Here is a 16,839-nt window from a genome sequence, read left to right as displayed (position 1 = left end):
TCAAACCTTCAGGACTGGTGCTTGGGCTGGTACTGCCCGGCATCAACCCGGGGACGATCCGGCTCGCCCTTTTCCAGAGGCTGACACTCCACCAGGCTGGCCAGTGAGCGCCGGGTCAGTCGCTGATACTCCTCGGTACCCTTCTTCTTCCACGCCACTTCCTTGTCACTGAGCGTGCGCAGTACCTTGGCGGGCGAACCGACAATCAGGGACGCAGGCTCGCACTGGAACTTGGCCTTGACCAGGGCGCCGGCGCCAACAATCGAGCGGGGCGCAATATGGGCCTCGTCCATCACCACCGCATTCATTCCGACCATGGCATCCTCACCCACGATGCACCCATGCAGGATCGCGCCATGGCCGACGTGGCCGTTCTTCTCGATCACCGTGTCCATTCCCGGGAAGGCGTGCATTACACAGGTGTCCTGGATGTTGGAGCCTTCCTTGAGGACAACACGCCCGAAGTCACCCCGCAGACAGGCAGCCGGCCCGACGTAGCAGTCCGGCCCGATCCAGACGTCTCCAATCAGCACGGCGCTCGGGTGAACATAAGCGGTGGGGTGGACAACCGGGACAACACCTTCAATGCTGTATACGGGCATAACTTTCTCCTGTTGGCAGGGGGGACCGGCACGAAGCCTTATGGAACCCAAAACGATTGTTGTGATTCATTTTCCGTATCACATTATCCGTTTTTGTGTGGAATTTCATGCCCCCGGCAGGCTTAACAACGATCAATTGCCTTCTGAACAGCTATAAAAAGCTCAACACTGGAATTTATTTTTCTTTATTTTCATCAAGATAAACAGGCAACGCCTCCCCAGAATGCCAAAGTGATACAGAAGTCGATACCATGGATCCTTGACGGGTATCAATTCTGAGATATACTCATTCACGCATTCGGCCCTGACAGACCAGATCAACCAGGGCATGCAGCGCCCGGAATCTGACCGGCGAGGCCGGCACCTGAGACAAAAACAAAGTCACACCGGATTGCTTATGCCAAACAACCTGCACATCGCGCCCGCAGGGGCGGTAACGAAAATGACCGATACCGCCGCTGCAACCCTCCGCCCGGACACCCGTCGCGTGCTCCGGGGGACCTTCGCCATTCCTGTCACGGGACGCTGAGCGTCTCTAACCCTTTCTTGCTACCAACAACGGGACAACACCATGACCCAGCCGAGCATCCTTCTTGAAATCGATCAGGGCGTCGCCCTGCTTACCCTGAACCGACCTGACAACCTCAACAGCTTCAATGTCGAGATGCACGAGCGCATGCGGGATGCCATCGACACCATTCGCAAGGACGAGACCGTTCGGGTGCTGGTGATCACCGGTTCCGGCCGGGGTTTCTGTGCTGGCCAGGATCTCTCTGACCGCAGCGTATCCCCGGGTCAGGAGATGCCGGATCTTGGCGCTTCCCTGGAAAACTATTACAACCCGATGATGCGCAGCCTGCGCGATCTGCCCATGCCCGTGCTGTGCGCGGTGAACGGCGTGGCCGCCGGGGCCGGTGCCAACATCGCCCTGGCCTGCGACATTACCCTGGCAGCCCGCTCCGCCAGCTTCGTCCAGGCTTTCTGCAAGCTGGGCCTGGTGCCGGACTCCGGTGGCACCTGGACCCTGCCCCGGGTGGCAGGCATGGCGCGCGCCAAGGGCATGGCCCTGTTGGGCGGCAAGATCGGCGCCGAGAAGGCGGAAGACTGGGGCATGATCTGGCAGTGCGTGGACGACGACCAGCTGATGGAAGAAACCATGAAACTGGCCCGCCACTTCGCCACCCAACCCACCAAGGGCCTGGCACTCATCAAGCAGGCCCTGCACGCCAGCGTCAACAACACCTTTGAAGAACAGATCAACCTCGAACGGGATCTGCAGCGGGAAGCCGGTCGCACCGAAGACTACCGCGAGGGCGTGGCCGCTTTCATGGAAAAACGCACACCGTCTTTCAAGGGGAAATAAACCATGCCGGCACTGGATACCCAAACCAAGGTTGCAGTCATCGGCGCCGGCGCCATGGGCGCCGGCATAGCCCAGGTAGCGGCCCAGGCAGGGCACCATGTATTCCTGCATGACCAGCGCGAAGGGGCCGCCGAGGCCGGACGCGCTGGCATTGCCAAGGTGCTGCAACGCCGTGTGGACAAGGGCAAGATGGACCAGCAGGACCTGGACGCCCTCCTCGACCGCATCCAGCCGGTGGCCGATCTCTCGGAAGTGGCCGAGAGCGGGCTGGTGATCGAGGCGATCGTGGAGAACCTCGACATCAAACGTGGCCTGCTGGCAGACCTCGAGGCCTTGTGCCGCGAGGACGCCATCCTCGCCACCAACACCTCCTCCATTTCCGTCACCTCCCTGGGTGCTGGCATGAAGCATCCAGGCCGCCTGGTGGGCATGCACTTCTTCAACCCTGCTCCGCTGATGGCGCTGGTGGAAGTGGTGCTGGGCCTGGCCACTGACAAGGCCGTTGCCGAGACGGTGTACGACACCGCCGCCAACTGGGGCAAGAAACCGGTCTATGCAACCTCCACCCCCGGCTTCATCGTCAACCGGGTCGCCCGGCCGTTCTACGCCGAGAGTCTGCGTCTGGTCCAGGAGCAGGCTGCGGACCCGGCCACCCTTGACGCCCTGATACGCGAGGCCGGCAACTTCCGCATGGGCGCCTTCGAGCTCACCGACCTGATCGGCCATGACGTCAACTACGCGGTGACCAACTCGGTGTTCAACGCCTACTACCAGGACACCCGCTTCCTGCCGTCACTGGTTCAGCAGGAGCTGGTCTCCGCGGGCCGTCTTGGTCGCAAGAGTGGCCAGGGCTTCTATAGTTACCAGGAGGGGGCCGAACGCCCCGAACCGCAGACCGAAGCTCCGCGCCAGAGCAATGAATCTGTGGTTATCGTCGAAGGCAGCCTGGGCCCTGCGTCGGCCCTGGTGGACCGCCTCCGTGATGCGGGTCTGAAGATTATTGAGCGGGCCGGCAACGGCCAGCTGCGTTTTGGCCAGGCCGTACTGGCCCTGACTGACGGCCGTATGGCCACCGAGCGGGCCGCCGAGGAAGGCTGCGCCAATCTGGTACTCTTCGACCTTGCCTTCGACTACGCCCAGGCCTCCCGCCTGGCGATTGCGACGGCGGACCAGGCCTCCGGGCAAGCCATCGACGACGCCTGCGCCCTGCTGCAGAAGGCCGGCCTTGAGGTCAGCCGCATTGCTGATCGTCCGGGCCTGGTGATCATGCGCACCGTCGCCATGCTGGCGAACGAGGGTGCCGATGCCCACCTGCACGGAGTCGCCACGGTGGACGATATTGATCTGGCCATGAAAGCCGGCCTGAATTACCCGGAAGGTCCCCTGAGCTGGAGTGACCGCCTCGGGGCCGGCCGCACCTTCACCGTGCTGACCAACATCCAGAACAGCTACGGCGAGGATCGCTACCGGCCGTCGCTGCTGCTGAGAAAGAACTGTTTTGCCAACAAGGGGTTTTACGCATGAGCGCTATCGATCAACAGAAACCCGATCCACAAAAACTGGCCGAAGAATGCGCCGAGTCCATGTTCGCCAGGGACCGTGCCAGCCAGAAACTGGGCATGAAAATCGAATCCGTAGCCCCCGGCAAGGCCATCCTGACCATGACTGTCGGCCCCGACATGATCCAGGGCCACGGCTCCTGCCACGGCGGTTACCTGTTCACCCTGGCGGATTCCGCCTTTGCGTTTGCCTGCAACAGCTATGACCGGGCCACCGTGGCTTCCGGCTGCAGCATTGACTATATGTCCGGCGCCAGAGAGGGCGACCTGCTGACCGCCACCGCGGAAGAGCGTTCCCGTGGCGGCCGTACCGGCATTTACGACATTACCCTGACCAACCAGGACGGCCGTACCGTGGCACTGTTCCGCGGCCGCTCCTATGAAGTTCGCGGCACCGTCCGCAATTCGGAGGACAATTCATGAGCACTGACAATCGCCTGCTGGACGCTTACATCGTCGACGCCATCCGTACCCCCATCGGTCGATACGGCGGCGCGCTTTCCCCGGTCCGGGCTGATGACCTCGGTGCGATTCCGATCAAGGCCCTGGTCGAGCGGCACCCGGACCTGGACTGGTCCAGAGTGGACGACGTGCTCTACGGCTGCGCCAACCAGGCCGGCGAGGACAACCGGGACGTCGCCCGCATGTCCCTGCTGCTGGCCGGGCTGCCGGTGGACGTACCGGGCAGCACCATCAACCGTCTGTGTGGTTCCGGCATGGATGCAGTGGGCAGCGCCGCCCGCGCCATCCGGACCGGTGAAACCCGGCTGATGATTGCCGGCGGCGTCGAATCCATGTCCCGTGCACCCTTCGTGATGGGCAAGGCCGACAGCCCCTTCAGCCGCAAGGCGGAAATCTTCGACACCACCATCGGCTGGCGCTTCGTCAACCCTGTGCTGAAAAAACAGTACGGCATCGACTCCATGCCGGAGACCGCCGAGAACGTGGCCGAGCAATTCAACATCTCCCGGGAAGACCAGGACGCCTTCGCCCTGCGCAGCCAGCAGCGCACCGCTGCCGCCCAGGCCGCTGGCGTCTTTGCCGATGAGATCACGCCGGTCACCATCCCCCGGCGCAAGCAGGATCCGCTGGTGGTTGATACCGACGAGCATCCGCGGGAAACCAGCCTGGAAAAGCTGGCCAAGCTGCCGACTCCGTTCCGCGAGAACGGCACGGTCACCGCTGGCAACGCCTCCGGTGTCAACGACGGCGCCTGCGCCCTGCTGATGGCCGGCGCGGATGCCCTGAAAGAATACGGCCTCAAGCCGCGGGCCCGGATCGTTGCCATGGCCACCGCCGGCGTTGAGCCGCGGATCATGGGCTTTGGCCCGGCACCGGCCACCCGCAAGGTCCTCAAGACCGCCGGCCTGGAACTGGCCGACATGGACGTGATCGAACTGAATGAAGCCTTTGCCGCCCAGGCCCTGGCCGTTACCCGGGATCTCGGCCTGCCGGACGACGCCGAGCATGTGAACCCCAACGGCGGCGCCATCGCGCTGGGTCACCCCCTCGGCATGAGTGGGGCACGCCTGGTGACCACCGCCCTGAACGAGCTGGAGCGCCGCCACAAGGCCGGCAAGAAAGCCCGTTACGCCCTGTGCACCATGTGCATCGGTGTTGGCCAGGGTATCGCATTGATCATCGAGCGCACTGATAGCGCCCAGTAACACCATCATCACCAATGACACGCTGACTCAAGGCACAAGAACAAGCAGGATTCGATTATGACCTTACCTCTGCAGAAAATCGGCAAACTCGATCGCATGGAAACCGCCAGCATCGACGAGCTCCGTCATGAACAGCTCCAGCGCCTGCGCTGGAGTGTGGTCCATGCCTATACCAATGTTCCGTTCTACCGGAAGGCATTTGATGACATCGGCCTGAAGCCCATGGACATCAACTCCCTGGAAGATCTGGCCAAGATTCCGTTCACCACCAAGTCGGACCTGCGCGACAACTACCCGTTCGGCATGTTCGCCACGCCGATGTCTGACGTGGTCCGGGTGCACGCATCCAGTGGTACTACCGGCCAGCCGACCGTTGTCGGTTACACCCAGAGTGACATCAACACCTGGGCTGACATCGTGGCCCGGAGCATCCGCGCCGGCGGCGGCTATCGCGGTGACAAGGTTCACGTTTCCTATGGTTACGGCCTGTTCACCGGCGGCCTGGGTGCCCATTACGGTGCCGAGCGTCTGGGTTGTACAGTCATCCCCATGTCCGGCGGCCAGACCGAGAAGCAGGTCCAGCTGATCAAGGACTTCCAGCCGGACATCATCATGGTGACCCCGTCCTACATGCTGAACATCGCCGACGAGATGGACCGCCAGGGCATCGATCCGCGCAAGCTGCCCCTGCGTCTGGGCATCTTCGGTGCCGAGCCCTGGACCAACAGCATGCGCACAGAGCTGGAAGAGCGCCTGGGCATCCAGGCCCTCGATATCTACGGCCTGTCCGAAGTCATGGGGCCGGGTGTGGGCATGGAATGCATCGAGACCAAGGACGGCCCGACCATCTGGGAAGATCACTTCTATCCGGAAATCATCGATCCGAACACCGGTGAGGTGCTTCCGGACGGCGAGTATGGCGAACTGGTCTTCACCTCACTCACCAAGGTGGCTCTGCCGATCCTGCGTTACCGCACCCGCGACCTGACCCGTCTGCTGCCGGGAACAGCCCGCCCGATGCGTCGTATCGACAAGATAACCGGTCGCAGCGATGACATGCTGATCATCCGTGGTGTGAACGTGTTCCCGAGCCAGATCGAGGAGCAAGTGCTCAAGTGCGAGACGCTGGCGCCGCACTACGAGATCGAAGTCTACAAGGAGGGCAACCTGGATTGCGTGGACATCCGTGCCGAACTCAAGCCGGAAGCCGGCATGGGTGACGAGGTACGTGCCAAGGCCGCCAAGGAGCTCGCGCACCATATCAAGTCCTACATCGGCATCAGCACCCGTGTAGAGGTTGTCGAACCCAACCGTCTGGCCCGCTCCGAGGGCAAGGCCAAGCGGGTTATCGACCGCCGGAAGTAAACTCCGGTAGCGCCCCGACCGGTCCTGACGACCGGCCGGGGCCCTTTCCATCCGGATTATCGGGATTTAATTTAACTCTCTCACAATAGATCTCGATAGTTTTTCATCACGTATCACTTTTTTTAGCCTAACTATCAACTGCTTAAAAAGCCATTGCGTAACCTTTTAACCTGACATGACACACAAAATCGTTCCTTGATTTTTATTCAGTATCATTTAATATTGACTAAAATCAGAGAAACATGAAGCGAGCATCACTGCTCACAGAACAACAAGCCGAACCGGAGGTATTGTATGTACGCCCAGCTCGTTGAAACCGGAGCCAAGCGCGTCAAGAGCCTGGATGAAATGTCGCCCGAAGAGCGCGCATTCCAGGAAAAGATCGACGCCGAAGTGAAGATCGAACCGAAGAACTGGATGCCGGAGGGTTACCGCAAGACCCTCGTCCGCCAGATTTCCCAGCACGCCCACTCCGAAGTGGTTGGTATGCTTCCGGAAGGCAACTGGGTGACCCGCGCCCCGACCCTCAAGCGCAAACTGCAGCTGATGGCCAAGATCCAGGACGAGGCCGGCCACGGCCTGTACCTGTACAGCGCCATGGAAACCCTCGGCGCCGACCGCGATGAGGAAATCGAGAAGCTGCACCAGGGCAAGGCCAAGTACTCCAGTATCTTCAACTACCCGACCCTGAACTGGGCCGACATGGGTGCCGTTGGCTGGCTGGTGGATGGCGCTGCCATCGTCAACCAGGTGGTGCTGCAGCGCACCTCCTATGGCCCCTACTCCCGGGCCATGATCCGCATCTGTAAGGAAGAGAGCTTCCACCAGCGCCAGGGTTACCAGATCCTGCTGGACATGATGCGCGAGGGCACCGAGGAGCAGAAGCAGATGGTGCAGGACGCCATCAACCGCCTGTGGTGGCCGGCGCTGATGATGTTCGGCCCGCATGACGACGAATCCCCGAACTCCCAGCAGTCCATGGCCTGGAAGATCAAGCGCAAGAGCAACGACGAACTGCGCCAGATGTTCATCGACCAGACCGTACCTCAGCTCGAGTACCTGGGCTGCACCGCACCAGACCCGGACCTGAAGTGGAATGAAGAAACCGGCCATTACGATTTCGGTGAAATCAACTGGCAGGAGTTCTACGACGTTCTCAAGGGCAACGGTCCCTGCAACCGCGAGCGCATCAAGACTCGCAAGAATGCAATTGACGAAGGCGCCTGGGTCCGTGAAGCCGCTGTCGCCTACGCCAAAAAACAAAAACAGCGCGCTGAAGCCGCCTGATACCGGAGGAAAGAATCATGGCTGAATGGAGCCTTTACGAAGTGTTCGTACGCAGCAAGCACGGTCTGAACCACAAGCACGTCGGTAGCGTCCACGCCGCCGATGCGGAAATGGCCATGGAAAACGCCCGTGACCTGTACACACGCCGCAACGAAGGCGTCAGCATCTGGGTGGTTCCGTCCGACGCGATCACGGCCTCTGCCTCCGATGAGAAAGAGGTGCTGTTCGACCCGTCGGAAGACAAGGTTTACCGACACGCATCTTTCTACAAGCTGCCCGACGAAGTCGGACACATGTAAGGAGCGGTTTCATGACTCAGAAAGAAGCACTCACGGAATACCTGTTGCGCCTGGCGGACTCCGACATGATCCTGGGCCAGCGCCTGTGTGAGCTGTGCGGCAAGGCCCCGGCCCTGGAAGAGGAAATGGCGCTGATGAACGTCGCCCTGGACCTCGTCGGTCAGGCCCGGAACTGGTACGAGTACGCCGCCGAGCTGATCGATGACGGGCGGGATGCCGACAAACTCGCGTTCCGTCGCGACGCCCATGACTACCGCAACCTGCTGCTGACCGAACAGCCGAACGAAGACTACGCGGTCACCATGGGTCGCCAGTTCTTTTATGACGCCTGGCACTACTTCACCCTGAAGAGCCTGGTCAATGCCAGTGACGAGCGGGTTGCCGGCATCGCCGCCAAGGCACTGAAAGAGGTGACCTACCACCTGCGTCGCTCGTCCGAGTGGGTCAAGCGCCTGGGCGACGGTACCGAGGAAAGCCACCGTCGTATGCAGGATGCCGTGGACATCCTCTGGCGCTTCACCGGTGAGCTGATCACGCCGGACGAAACCGATCGCCTGATGGCGGAGGCAGGAATCGGTCCGGATCCCGAGCAGCTGAAGGAAGACTGGCGCGGACTGGTCAAGGAAGTGCTCCAGGAAGCCACCCTGACGCCGCAGCCTGATGATGCCTGGATGTACCTGGGCGGCAAGCGCGGCGAACACACCGAACATCTCGGTTTCATTCTGGCAGAAATGCAGTTTCTGCAGAGGGCCTATCCCGATGCCACAACATGGTGATACAGACCCGCGGTCAGCGGTAGACAAGCTGATTGCCAGTGATCGGGTACCGGCAGACGCCCGCACCGATCAACTGACTGAGGCGGACATCTGGGCCATCCTTGACGAGGTCAAGGATCCCGAAGTCCCGGCAGTAAGCGTCGTCGAGCTCGGCATTGTCCGGGCCGTGCACTGGGACGGGAAGGAACTTTCCGTCGATGTCACGCCGACCTACTCCGGCTGCCCTGCGACCGAATTGATCGAGGAACTGATTGAGGAAGCCCTGCGCGCTGCGGGCTTCCGCAATCCCCGGATCAAACAGGTGCTGACCCCGGCCTGGACCACCGATTGGATTACAGACGAAGGCCGAGAGAAGCTTCGGGCTTTCGGAATTGCGCCACCCCAGGGCAGCGCCAGCAAGCGAAGCCTGCTGGGCGAATCCGAAGTGATCACCTGTCCCCATTGCGGCAGCACCCACACAGAGCGGGTCAGCGAGTTCGGATCCACCGCCTGCAAAGCGCTCTATCGCTGCAAGGACTGTCTCGAGCCTTTCGACTATTTCAAATGCATCTAGAGCCAAGACGACCATGAACAAATTCTATTCACTGGCCCTCAAAGAGGTCAGACCTGAAACAAGAAACGCGGTAACCCTGTCTTTTGACGTACCGGAAGACCTGGCCGACAAGTTCTCCTACAAGCAGGGCCAGCACCTGGTTGTGAGAACCAAACTGGACGGCGAGGAAGTACGGCGTTCCTACTCCATCTGCAACAGCGTCAACGACCATGAGTTGCGCATTGCGGTCAAGAAGATTCCCGGCGGCCGTTTCTCCACCTTTGCCAACGAACAGCTCAAGCCCGGCGAGACCCTGGAAGTGATGCCTCCCCAGGGCCACTTCTCCGTCGACCTGGATCCCAAGCGCGAAGGCAACTACCTGGCCGTCGCAGCCGGCAGTGGTATCACGCCGATCCTGTCGATCGTGAAGACCACCCTGGAAACCGAGCCCAAGAGCGAGGTCACGCTGTTCTACGGCAACAAGGCCACCAGCAACACCATGTTCCGGGACGAGCTGCAGGACCTGAAGAACGAGTACATGTCCCGCCTGAATTTGGTGTACATCTTCACCCGGGAAGAACAGGATATCGACCTGTACAACGGCCGGATCGACCACGACAAGTGCGATGCCCTGTTCGATCACTGGATCGATGCCAAGGCACTCACCGCAGCCTTCATCTGTGGTCCCCAGGCGATGACCGAGACCGTCCGCGACTCGCTGGTTCGCCATGGCCTGGACAAGAGCAAGGTTCACTATGAGCTGTTCACGCCGGCCGGTGGTGTGCCCCAGTCCAGGAAAGACCGGGATCCGTCCCACGTGGACCCGCAGTCCATCAGTGAAGTGACCGTGATTGCCGACGGCCGCTCCCTGACCTTCCCGCTGGTTCGCGACACCAAGAGCATCCTGGATGCCGGTAACGAAGAAGGCGCAGACCTGCCCTACTCGTGCAAGGCCGGCGTCTGCTCCACCTGCCGCGCCAAGGTCGTGGAAGGTGAAGTGGAAATGGACCAGAACTTCGCCCTGGAGGATTACGAGGTCGAAGCCGGCTACGTGCTTTCCTGCCAGTGCTATCCGATCAGCGACAAGGTGGTTCTCGACTACGACGAGATGTAGTTGCTGCACCACCTCCAAGCTACGAACGAGGCAAGTCCCGGGTAAACGGGACTTGCCTTCGTGTTTCAGAAACGAATGGAGTTTCCCATGTCAGTCCTGAAAAGTTTCATTGCCGGCCAGTGGGTCGGTGAAAAGCCCGCCAAGGCGCTGCCCAGTGCCATCAATGGCGAGATCGTCGCCCATACCCACGACGACACCATCGACTTCAAGAAAGCCGCAGAATATGGCCGCAAAGTCGGTGGCAAGAACCTGATGGCCATGGATTTCCAGGAACGCGCCCTGGCCCTGAAGGCCATGGCCCTGTACCTGCAGGAGCACAAGAAAGAGCTGTATGCCCTGTCCATGCACACCGGTTCCACTAAGGGCGATAACGGCATCGATATCGATGGCGGTTTTGGCACCCTGTTCTCCTACGCCAGCATGGGCCGCCGCGAACTGCCGTCCGGCAACGTCGTACACGAAGGCCCGGTGATGCCCCTGGGCAAGAACAACCACTTCGCCGGCACCCATATCCTGGTGCCCCGCGGTGGCGTGGCGCTGCACATTGACGCCTACAACTTCCCGGTGTGGGGCATGCTGGAAAAGTTCGCGCCCACGTTCCTGGCAGGTATGCCATGCATCGTGAAGCCGGCTACCTCGACCTGCTACGTCACCGAACTGGCCGTTCGTCTGATGCAGGAATCCGGGGCTCTGCCTGACGGCGCCCTGCAGCTGATCATCGGCAGCACCGGCGACCTGTTCGATCATCTGGAAGAACAGGATGTGGTTACTTTCACCGGCTCTGCGGCAACAGCGCGCAAGCTGCGCAACCATCCGAACATCATCAACCGCTCGATTCCGTTCAACGCCGAAGCCGACTCGCTGAACAGTGCGATCCTGGCTCCGGATGTGACCCCCGAGCACGAAGACTTTGATGTATTCGTGAGGGAGGTCGGTCGTGAAATGACCGCCAAGGCCGGTCAGAAGTGTACCGCTATCCGCCGGGTCCTGGTACCGAAAGACCGTGTCGACGCGGTGTGCGAGAAGCTCAAAGAGCGGCTGTCGAAAGTAACCGTTGGTGATCCGTCTGTGGAAGGCGTGCGCATCGGCGCCCTGGCTTCCCTCGACCAGCTGGAAGACGTCAAGGCCAACATCCAGGAACTGCTCAAGACCAGTGAGCTGGTTGTCGGTGGCGACGGCAGCTTCCAGCCGACCGGTGAAGGTACCGAGAAGGGCGCCTTTATCGAGCCGCATCTGCTGCTGTGCCGGAACCCGGAAAACGGCTGCGGCGCCCATGATATCGAGGCGTTTGGTCCGGTCGCCACCGTGATTCCCTACGACACCATCGAGGACGCGGTCGAGCTCTGCTCCAAGGGCCGGGGCTCACTGGTCACTACCCTGACCACCCGCGATCCGGCCATTGCCGGCCGAATCGCCCCGATGCTCGCCGCCTTCCACGGCCGCCTGCACCTGCTGGATGCCGAAGCCGCGAAGGAATCCACCGGCCACGGTTCTCCCCTGCCCATGCTCAAGCATGGTGGCCCGGGTCGTGCCGGTGGCGGTGAGGAGCTGGGCGGCATCCGCGCGGTCCATCACTACCTGCAGCGGACCTCCATCCAGGGCTCCCCGACCATGCTGGCCGCCGTTACCCGCGAATACGTGCGGGGCGCTGACGTGATCGAAACCGAAGTGCACCCGTTCCGTCGCCATTTCGAAGACCTGCAGATCAACGAGTCACTGCTGACTCACCGTCGCACGGTCACCGAGGCGGACATCGTGAACTTCGGCTGCCTGTCCGGCGATCACTTCTACATGCACTTTGATGAGATTGCCGCTCGGGACTCGCAGTTCGGCAAGCGCATTGCCCACGGCTACTTCGTGCTGTCCGCCGCAGCGGGCCTGTTCGTCGATCCCGGCGAAGGTCCGGTACTGGCTAACTACGGTCTGGACACCCTGCGCTTCATCGAGCCGGTCGCTCCTGGCGACACCATCCGGGCCCGCCTGACCTGCAAGCGCAAGATCGATCAGGGTCGGACCTCTCCGGACGGACATCCCCAGGGTGTGGTGGTCTGGGATGTCCAGGTTACCAACCAGAACGACGAACTGGTTGCGAGCTACGACATCCTGACACTGGTTGCCAAACGTCCCCAGTAATACCGGGGGCGTATCCGGCCTGCCACCCGTTGGACCCGAACGGCAGGCCGGAGGCAAACAAAAAGGGGACAGGCCAAAAGCCTGTCCCCTTTTCTGTTTCCGCCCGGCGGAAGTGTTACATGCCCAGGTAGGCCTCCCGGACCTTCTCGTTGCTGAGCAGCTCCCGGCCAGTACCTTCGATGACCACCTTGCCGGTTTCCAGCACGTAACCACGGTCGGCCAGCGCCAGTGCCTGGGATGCGTTCTGCTCCACCAGGAAGATGGTAATGCCCTCTTCCTTCAGCTCCTTGATGATATCGAAGATCTCCTCGATGATCAGCGGCGCCAGGCCCATGCTCGGCTCGTCCAGCAGCAAGAGCTTCGGCCTCGCCATCAGGGCTCGTCCCATGGCCAGCATCTGCTGCTGACCACCGGAGAGCTCCCCGGCGAGGTTGTGGCGCTTCTGGCGCAGGATCGGGAACTTGGTGTACATGCGCTCCAGGTCATCTTCCACTTCCTGGCCGCGGCCACGGGTATAGGCCCCCAGCAGCAGATTGTCGTGCACCGAGAGGTCCTTGAACACCTGACGCCCTTCCGGAACCTGGACTATGCCCTCGGCCACCCGCTGGTCGGCCTGAACCTTTGCCAGATCCTTGCCCTGGTACACCATGCTGCCACGATCCATCGGCTGCAGGCCTGAGATGCTCATCAGCAGTGTGGACTTACCGGCCCCGTTGGCGCCGACCAGTGACACGATCTCGCCACTGTTGATGCGGATATCGATGTCATGCAACACCTCGATCTGGCCGTAAGAGGTGGCCAGGCCCTTGATCGCCAGCATTTCCTCCCTGGCGTGGGGCGCGCTGACCTGCTCGGCATGCTTCAGGCCAAGACCGCCGAAGCGCTCCGGGGTATAGCTGATGATCTCGTGGCGCAGTTCCCGGAATTCTTCCCGGACCCGTTCGCCGAACAGGGGATCGTTCTCGATATCCCTCGCTTCGATAATCTGCTCCCAGTCCTCATCGGACAGCACCTTGCGGGCACGGGGAATCACCACCCCTTCTTCCTTGCGGATGTGCTTGCGCAGGGCTTCGGTGAACCGGGCCAGGGCGTGACTGAACTCTTCCCGGCCTTGCGGCCAGTTTTCCATGCAGGCGGTCAGCAGCTGGCGAAGCTCCATCAGCTTTTCGTGACCGACCAGATACCCCTTGGAAAGCTTCTCCAGCAGCGGCAGCGACTCCGGGTGCTTGGCGCCCAGGCGCTTGTACAGCTCGATGTCCGTCGGCGTGGAATGCACCCGTTCGGAAAAGTGCTCGATGTAATCGAAAATCTTGGTGAACAGGCGCTCATCCGGCCGTTGTTCATTGATGTTCATGTCACTGAGCAGCTGGTCCAGCAGGTCCAGGATGCGCCAGAGCGCCTGATGCTCGTGAACAATAATGCGTACTGCCTGCTCGCTGCGGGACTGGGCAGGCGTCATTTCGGTCTGTTGCTCGCTCATTTGAAATGTCTCCTTGCTCAGCCGCCCAGGTAGGCAGCGATGACGTCCGGATTGTTGCGGATTTCTTCAGGTGTACCTTCCGCCAACACACGGCCGTAGTTGAGTACCAGCAGTCGGTCGGAAATCCCCATGACCAGCTTCATGTCATGCTCGACCAGCATGACGGTCGTGCCCTGGTCGGCAATCTTCCGGATCAGTTTTTCCAGCGCCGCAGTTTCAACGGCGTTGAGGCCGGCGGCCGGCTCATCCAGCAGGATGACCTTGGGATCTGCCGCCAGGGCACGGGCAATCTCCAGCCGCTTGAGGGCGCCATAGGACATCGCCGAGGCATCGGTATCGAGGTACTCGCCACAGCCGACGAACTCCATCAGTTCCGCGGCCCGTTCACGGCAGGATTTCTCATCCCGAAGCAGGGCGGGCAACCGGAAGAGCGTGGTGAACAGGTTACTGCGGAGCTTCAGGTGCCGCCCCAGCATCACGTTCTCGATCGCCGACATGTTCATGCAGATCTGCATCTGCTGGAAGGTACGACACATACCGCGCTCCGCCAGCTCGTTCGGCTCGAGTTTCGCGGTACTCTCGCCCTTGAGACGGATTTCGCCTTTGGTCGGGGTATAGAGACCGGAAATCAGGTTGAACAGGGTGGTTTTACCGGCACCGTTGGGACCGATCACCGAATATACCTGACCGGCTTCCACCGAGAAGGACACACCTTCCACCGCATGTACGCCACCGAACGCCTTGTCCAGGCCTTTTACTTCTATCAGTGCGCTCATGCCTGACCTCCCGCCTTTTTCTTCATCCGCTTACCAACCGCTGTCTGGATAGTGGGCAAAAGGCCCTTGGGCATGAAGATCATGGTGAGCATCAGGATCGCACCGAACATGACGGTTTCCAGCTCCTGGAAATCCGCCAGCACCTGGGGCAGGAGCTTGAGCACTACCGCACCAAGAATCACGCCCATGGTGGAGCCCATGCCGCCGAGCACCACCATGGTGATAAACAGGATGGAGAAATCGAACCCTGCTACCGCGGGGGTGATGAAGCCCTGGAAATGGGCGTACAGGCTGCCCATGGCACTGGCATAGATCGCTGAAACCACGAATACCAGGCTCTTGTAACGGGCGGTATCGACACCCACCACCCGGGCGGCCACTTCCGACCCGTGCACCGAGCGCAGCGCCCGGCCGATGGGCGAGTCAATCAGGTTCTGGGCAAGCCAGACCGCAACCAGCAATACCACCGCAGCAAACAGGTACCAGGCTTCACTACCATTGAGCTCCATTCCGAGCAGGTTGTAGCTGCCAAACGGGCTCAGCTCCCAGCCAAATACGGTGAACGCCGGCACCGGCATACCATCCGGGCCACCAGTGAGCGCCCTTTCGTTGTTGAGGATGATTGCGATGATGAAACCGACCGCCAGGGTCGCCATGGACAGGTAGTGCCCTTTCAGGCGCAGGATCGGCCGGCCCACAATCCAGGCCACGATACCCACCAGGATTGCGCCGACCACCAGCGCGGGCACCGATGACCAGCCGTAATTACTGGTCATGATGCCGGTGAAATAGGCGCCAAGGCCGAAGAAGCCCGCATGCCCAAGGCTGATCTGACCGGCAAAACCGACCAGCAGGTTCAAACCGACCACGGTAGCGGCGATGATCGCCATCTGGGTGGCCAGGTCATAATGGAACGGATTGTTCAGGAACAACGGCAGGGCAAACAGGATAACCGCAAGGATCACCAGGTCCCGCAGCCGCATTTGCATGAATCTGTTCAACATGGTTACACCCTCTCCACGACCTTGGCGCCAAACAACCCGCGCGGCATGAAGAACAGCACGACGAGAATCATGGAGAACGCAACTGCGTCCTTGTAATCAGACGAGATGTAGCCGGCAGCCATGGCCTCGACCACACCCAGCAACAGGCCACCGACCACGGCGCCGATGCCGCTGCCCAGCCCACCGATGGCGGCAGCGACAAAGCCTTTGAGGCCAAGCATGATGCCAATGTCATAGGAGGTGAAGGTTATGGGTGCCACCACTATCCCGGCGACGGAGCCGAGCACTGCGGACACGAGGAATGCCAGCATCAGCACCAGCTGGGTACGGATACCCACCAGACGCGCGGCTTCCTTGTTCATCGAAGTGGCGAGGATGGCCTTACCTATCAGCGTACGGGTAAAGAACAGAACCAGCCCGACCACAAGGATCGCACCGATACCCAGGACCCAGAGACTCTGGCTATTGAGCACAGCGCCAAAGATGCGAATCGGTTCGTCGCTGCTGAAATTCTGCATGACGTGGTATTCCTTGCCCCAGACCAGCTGGGCAAGACCACGAATGAAAATGGAGGCACCGATGGTAATGATGATCAGCGTGACCACATCCGCCTGTTTCGCAGGCGCAATGGCAAAGCGCTGAAGCAGGATACCGAGAACACCGGCAAGCAACACGGCCAGGATAATCGCGAGCACCATGGGCACGCCCATCGCCGTCAGAGACACTGTCGCCATGCCGCCAATCATCAGGAACTCGCCCTGGGCAAAGTTGATGACGTGGCTGGCGTTATAAATGAGGGTAAATCCGAGGGCTATCAGGGCATAAGTGGCACCGATAGTGATCCCGGTAAAGAGATACTGGAGGAATTCTGCAAACATAGCC

The 16,839-nt window shown here is 60.8% G+C and carries 16 protein-coding genes and 1 pseudogene; 11 read left to right on the top strand and 6 right to left on the bottom strand.

Features of this window, described 5'->3' with window-relative positions:
* Positions 1 to 8: 8 nt before the first annotated feature.
* The gene (locus DET50_RS00365; protein WP_113860926.1) at positions 9 to 602 is read right to left on the bottom strand and encodes a phenylacetic acid degradation protein PaaY; all 594 of its coding nucleotides are present in this window, start codon (positions 600 to 602) and stop codon (positions 9 to 11) included.
* Positions 603 to 1,173: 571 nt separating this feature from the next.
* On the opposite strand from DET50_RS00365, the gene paaG reads away from it, so the two are divergent.
* From paaG to paaZ, 11 genes are all read left to right on the top strand, one after another.
* On the top strand, positions 1,174 to 1,965 hold the full coding sequence (gene paaG / locus DET50_RS00360) for a 2-(1,2-epoxy-1,2-dihydrophenyl)acetyl-CoA isomerase PaaG (RefSeq protein WP_113860925.1): 792 nt from the start codon (positions 1,174 to 1,176) through the stop codon (positions 1,963 to 1,965).
* Positions 1,966 to 1,968: 3 nt separating this feature from the next.
* Positions 1,969 to 3,489, top strand: coding sequence for a 3-hydroxyacyl-CoA dehydrogenase PaaH (paaH, locus tag DET50_RS00355; RefSeq protein WP_113860924.1), 1,521 nt, complete (start codon positions 1,969 to 1,971; stop codon positions 3,487 to 3,489).
* Positions 3,486 to 3,947: a hydroxyphenylacetyl-CoA thioesterase PaaI gene (gene paaI, locus DET50_RS00350; protein ID WP_113860923.1), complete on the top strand. Its 462-nt coding sequence runs from the start codon at positions 3,486 to 3,488 to the stop codon at positions 3,945 to 3,947. The genes paaH and paaI overlap by 4 nt, the downstream gene beginning before the upstream one ends.
* The gene (pcaF, locus tag DET50_RS00345; protein WP_181799897.1) at positions 3,944 to 5,191 is read left to right on the top strand and encodes a 3-oxoadipyl-CoA thiolase; all 1,248 of its coding nucleotides are present in this window, start codon (positions 3,944 to 3,946) and stop codon (positions 5,189 to 5,191) included. Before paaI ends, pcaF begins: the two co-directional genes overlap by 4 nt.
* Positions 5,192 to 5,248: 57 nt before the next feature.
* Positions 5,249 to 6,556, top strand: a complete 1,308-nt coding sequence (gene paaK / locus DET50_RS00340) for a phenylacetate--CoA ligase PaaK (protein WP_113860922.1) — start codon at positions 5,249 to 5,251, stop codon at positions 6,554 to 6,556.
* A 294-nt stretch (positions 6,557 to 6,850) separates the two neighbouring features.
* Complete coding sequence (paaA, locus tag DET50_RS00335) at positions 6,851 to 7,843, top strand: 1,2-phenylacetyl-CoA epoxidase subunit PaaA (protein ID WP_092005198.1); 993 nt, start codon at positions 6,851 to 6,853, stop codon at positions 7,841 to 7,843.
* A gap of 17 nt (positions 7,844 to 7,860) precedes the next feature.
* Positions 7,861 to 8,142, top strand: a complete 282-nt coding sequence (gene paaB / locus DET50_RS00330) for a 1,2-phenylacetyl-CoA epoxidase subunit PaaB (RefSeq protein ID WP_113860921.1) — start codon at positions 7,861 to 7,863, stop codon at positions 8,140 to 8,142.
* An 11-nt stretch (positions 8,143 to 8,153) separates the two neighbouring features.
* The gene (gene paaC / locus DET50_RS00325) at positions 8,154 to 8,918 is read left to right on the top strand and encodes a 1,2-phenylacetyl-CoA epoxidase subunit PaaC (protein WP_113860920.1); all 765 of its coding nucleotides are present in this window, start codon (positions 8,154 to 8,156) and stop codon (positions 8,916 to 8,918) included.
* Positions 8,902 to 9,471: a 1,2-phenylacetyl-CoA epoxidase subunit PaaD gene (paaD, locus tag DET50_RS00320; protein ID WP_113860919.1), complete on the top strand. Its 570-nt coding sequence runs from the start codon at positions 8,902 to 8,904 to the stop codon at positions 9,469 to 9,471. Before paaC ends, paaD begins: the two co-directional genes overlap by 17 nt.
* Positions 9,472 to 9,484: 13 nt before the next feature.
* Positions 9,485 to 10,564: a 1,2-phenylacetyl-CoA epoxidase subunit PaaE gene (gene paaE / locus DET50_RS00315; protein ID WP_113860918.1), complete on the top strand. Its 1,080-nt coding sequence runs from the start codon at positions 9,485 to 9,487 to the stop codon at positions 10,562 to 10,564.
* An 87-nt stretch (positions 10,565 to 10,651) separates the two neighbouring features.
* Positions 10,652 to 12,697, top strand: coding sequence for a phenylacetic acid degradation bifunctional protein PaaZ (gene paaZ, locus DET50_RS00310; RefSeq protein ID WP_113860917.1), 2,046 nt, complete (start codon positions 10,652 to 10,654; stop codon positions 12,695 to 12,697).
* 115 nt (positions 12,698 to 12,812) lie between these two features.
* Here paaZ and DET50_RS19550 read toward each other — a convergent pair whose 3' ends face one another.
* The 5 genes and pseudogenes from DET50_RS19550 to DET50_RS00290 form a co-directional block, all read right to left on the bottom strand.
* On the bottom strand, positions 12,813 to 13,517 hold the full coding sequence (locus tag DET50_RS19550) for an ABC transporter ATP-binding protein (protein WP_258546028.1): 705 nt from the start codon (positions 13,515 to 13,517) through the stop codon (positions 12,813 to 12,815).
* A 210-nt stretch (positions 13,518 to 13,727) separates the two neighbouring features.
* Positions 13,728 to 14,156, bottom strand: a pseudogene (locus DET50_RS19545) (hemerythrin domain-containing protein); the annotation flags it as partial.
* A 38-nt stretch (positions 14,157 to 14,194) separates the two neighbouring features.
* A complete protein-coding gene (locus DET50_RS00300) occupies positions 14,195 to 14,953 on the bottom strand; it encodes an ABC transporter ATP-binding protein (protein ID WP_113860915.1) in 759 nt (252 codons plus the stop codon).
* Entirely contained in the window at positions 14,950 to 15,957 is a 1,008-nt protein-coding gene (locus DET50_RS00295; protein ID WP_113860914.1) for a branched-chain amino acid ABC transporter permease, read from the bottom strand. Before DET50_RS00295 ends, DET50_RS00300 begins: the two co-directional genes overlap by 4 nt.
* Positions 15,958 to 15,959: 2 nt before the next feature.
* The gene (locus DET50_RS00290) at positions 15,960 to 16,835 is read right to left on the bottom strand and encodes a branched-chain amino acid ABC transporter permease (protein WP_113860913.1); all 876 of its coding nucleotides are present in this window, start codon (positions 16,833 to 16,835) and stop codon (positions 15,960 to 15,962) included.
* Positions 16,836 to 16,839 lie beyond the last annotated feature (4 nt).

The organism is Marinobacter pelagius, assembly GCF_003315345.1.
GTDB lineage: Bacteria > Pseudomonadota > Gammaproteobacteria > Pseudomonadales > Oleiphilaceae > Marinobacter > Marinobacter pelagius_A.
This window is presented reverse-complemented; position numbering and strand designations above follow the sequence as displayed.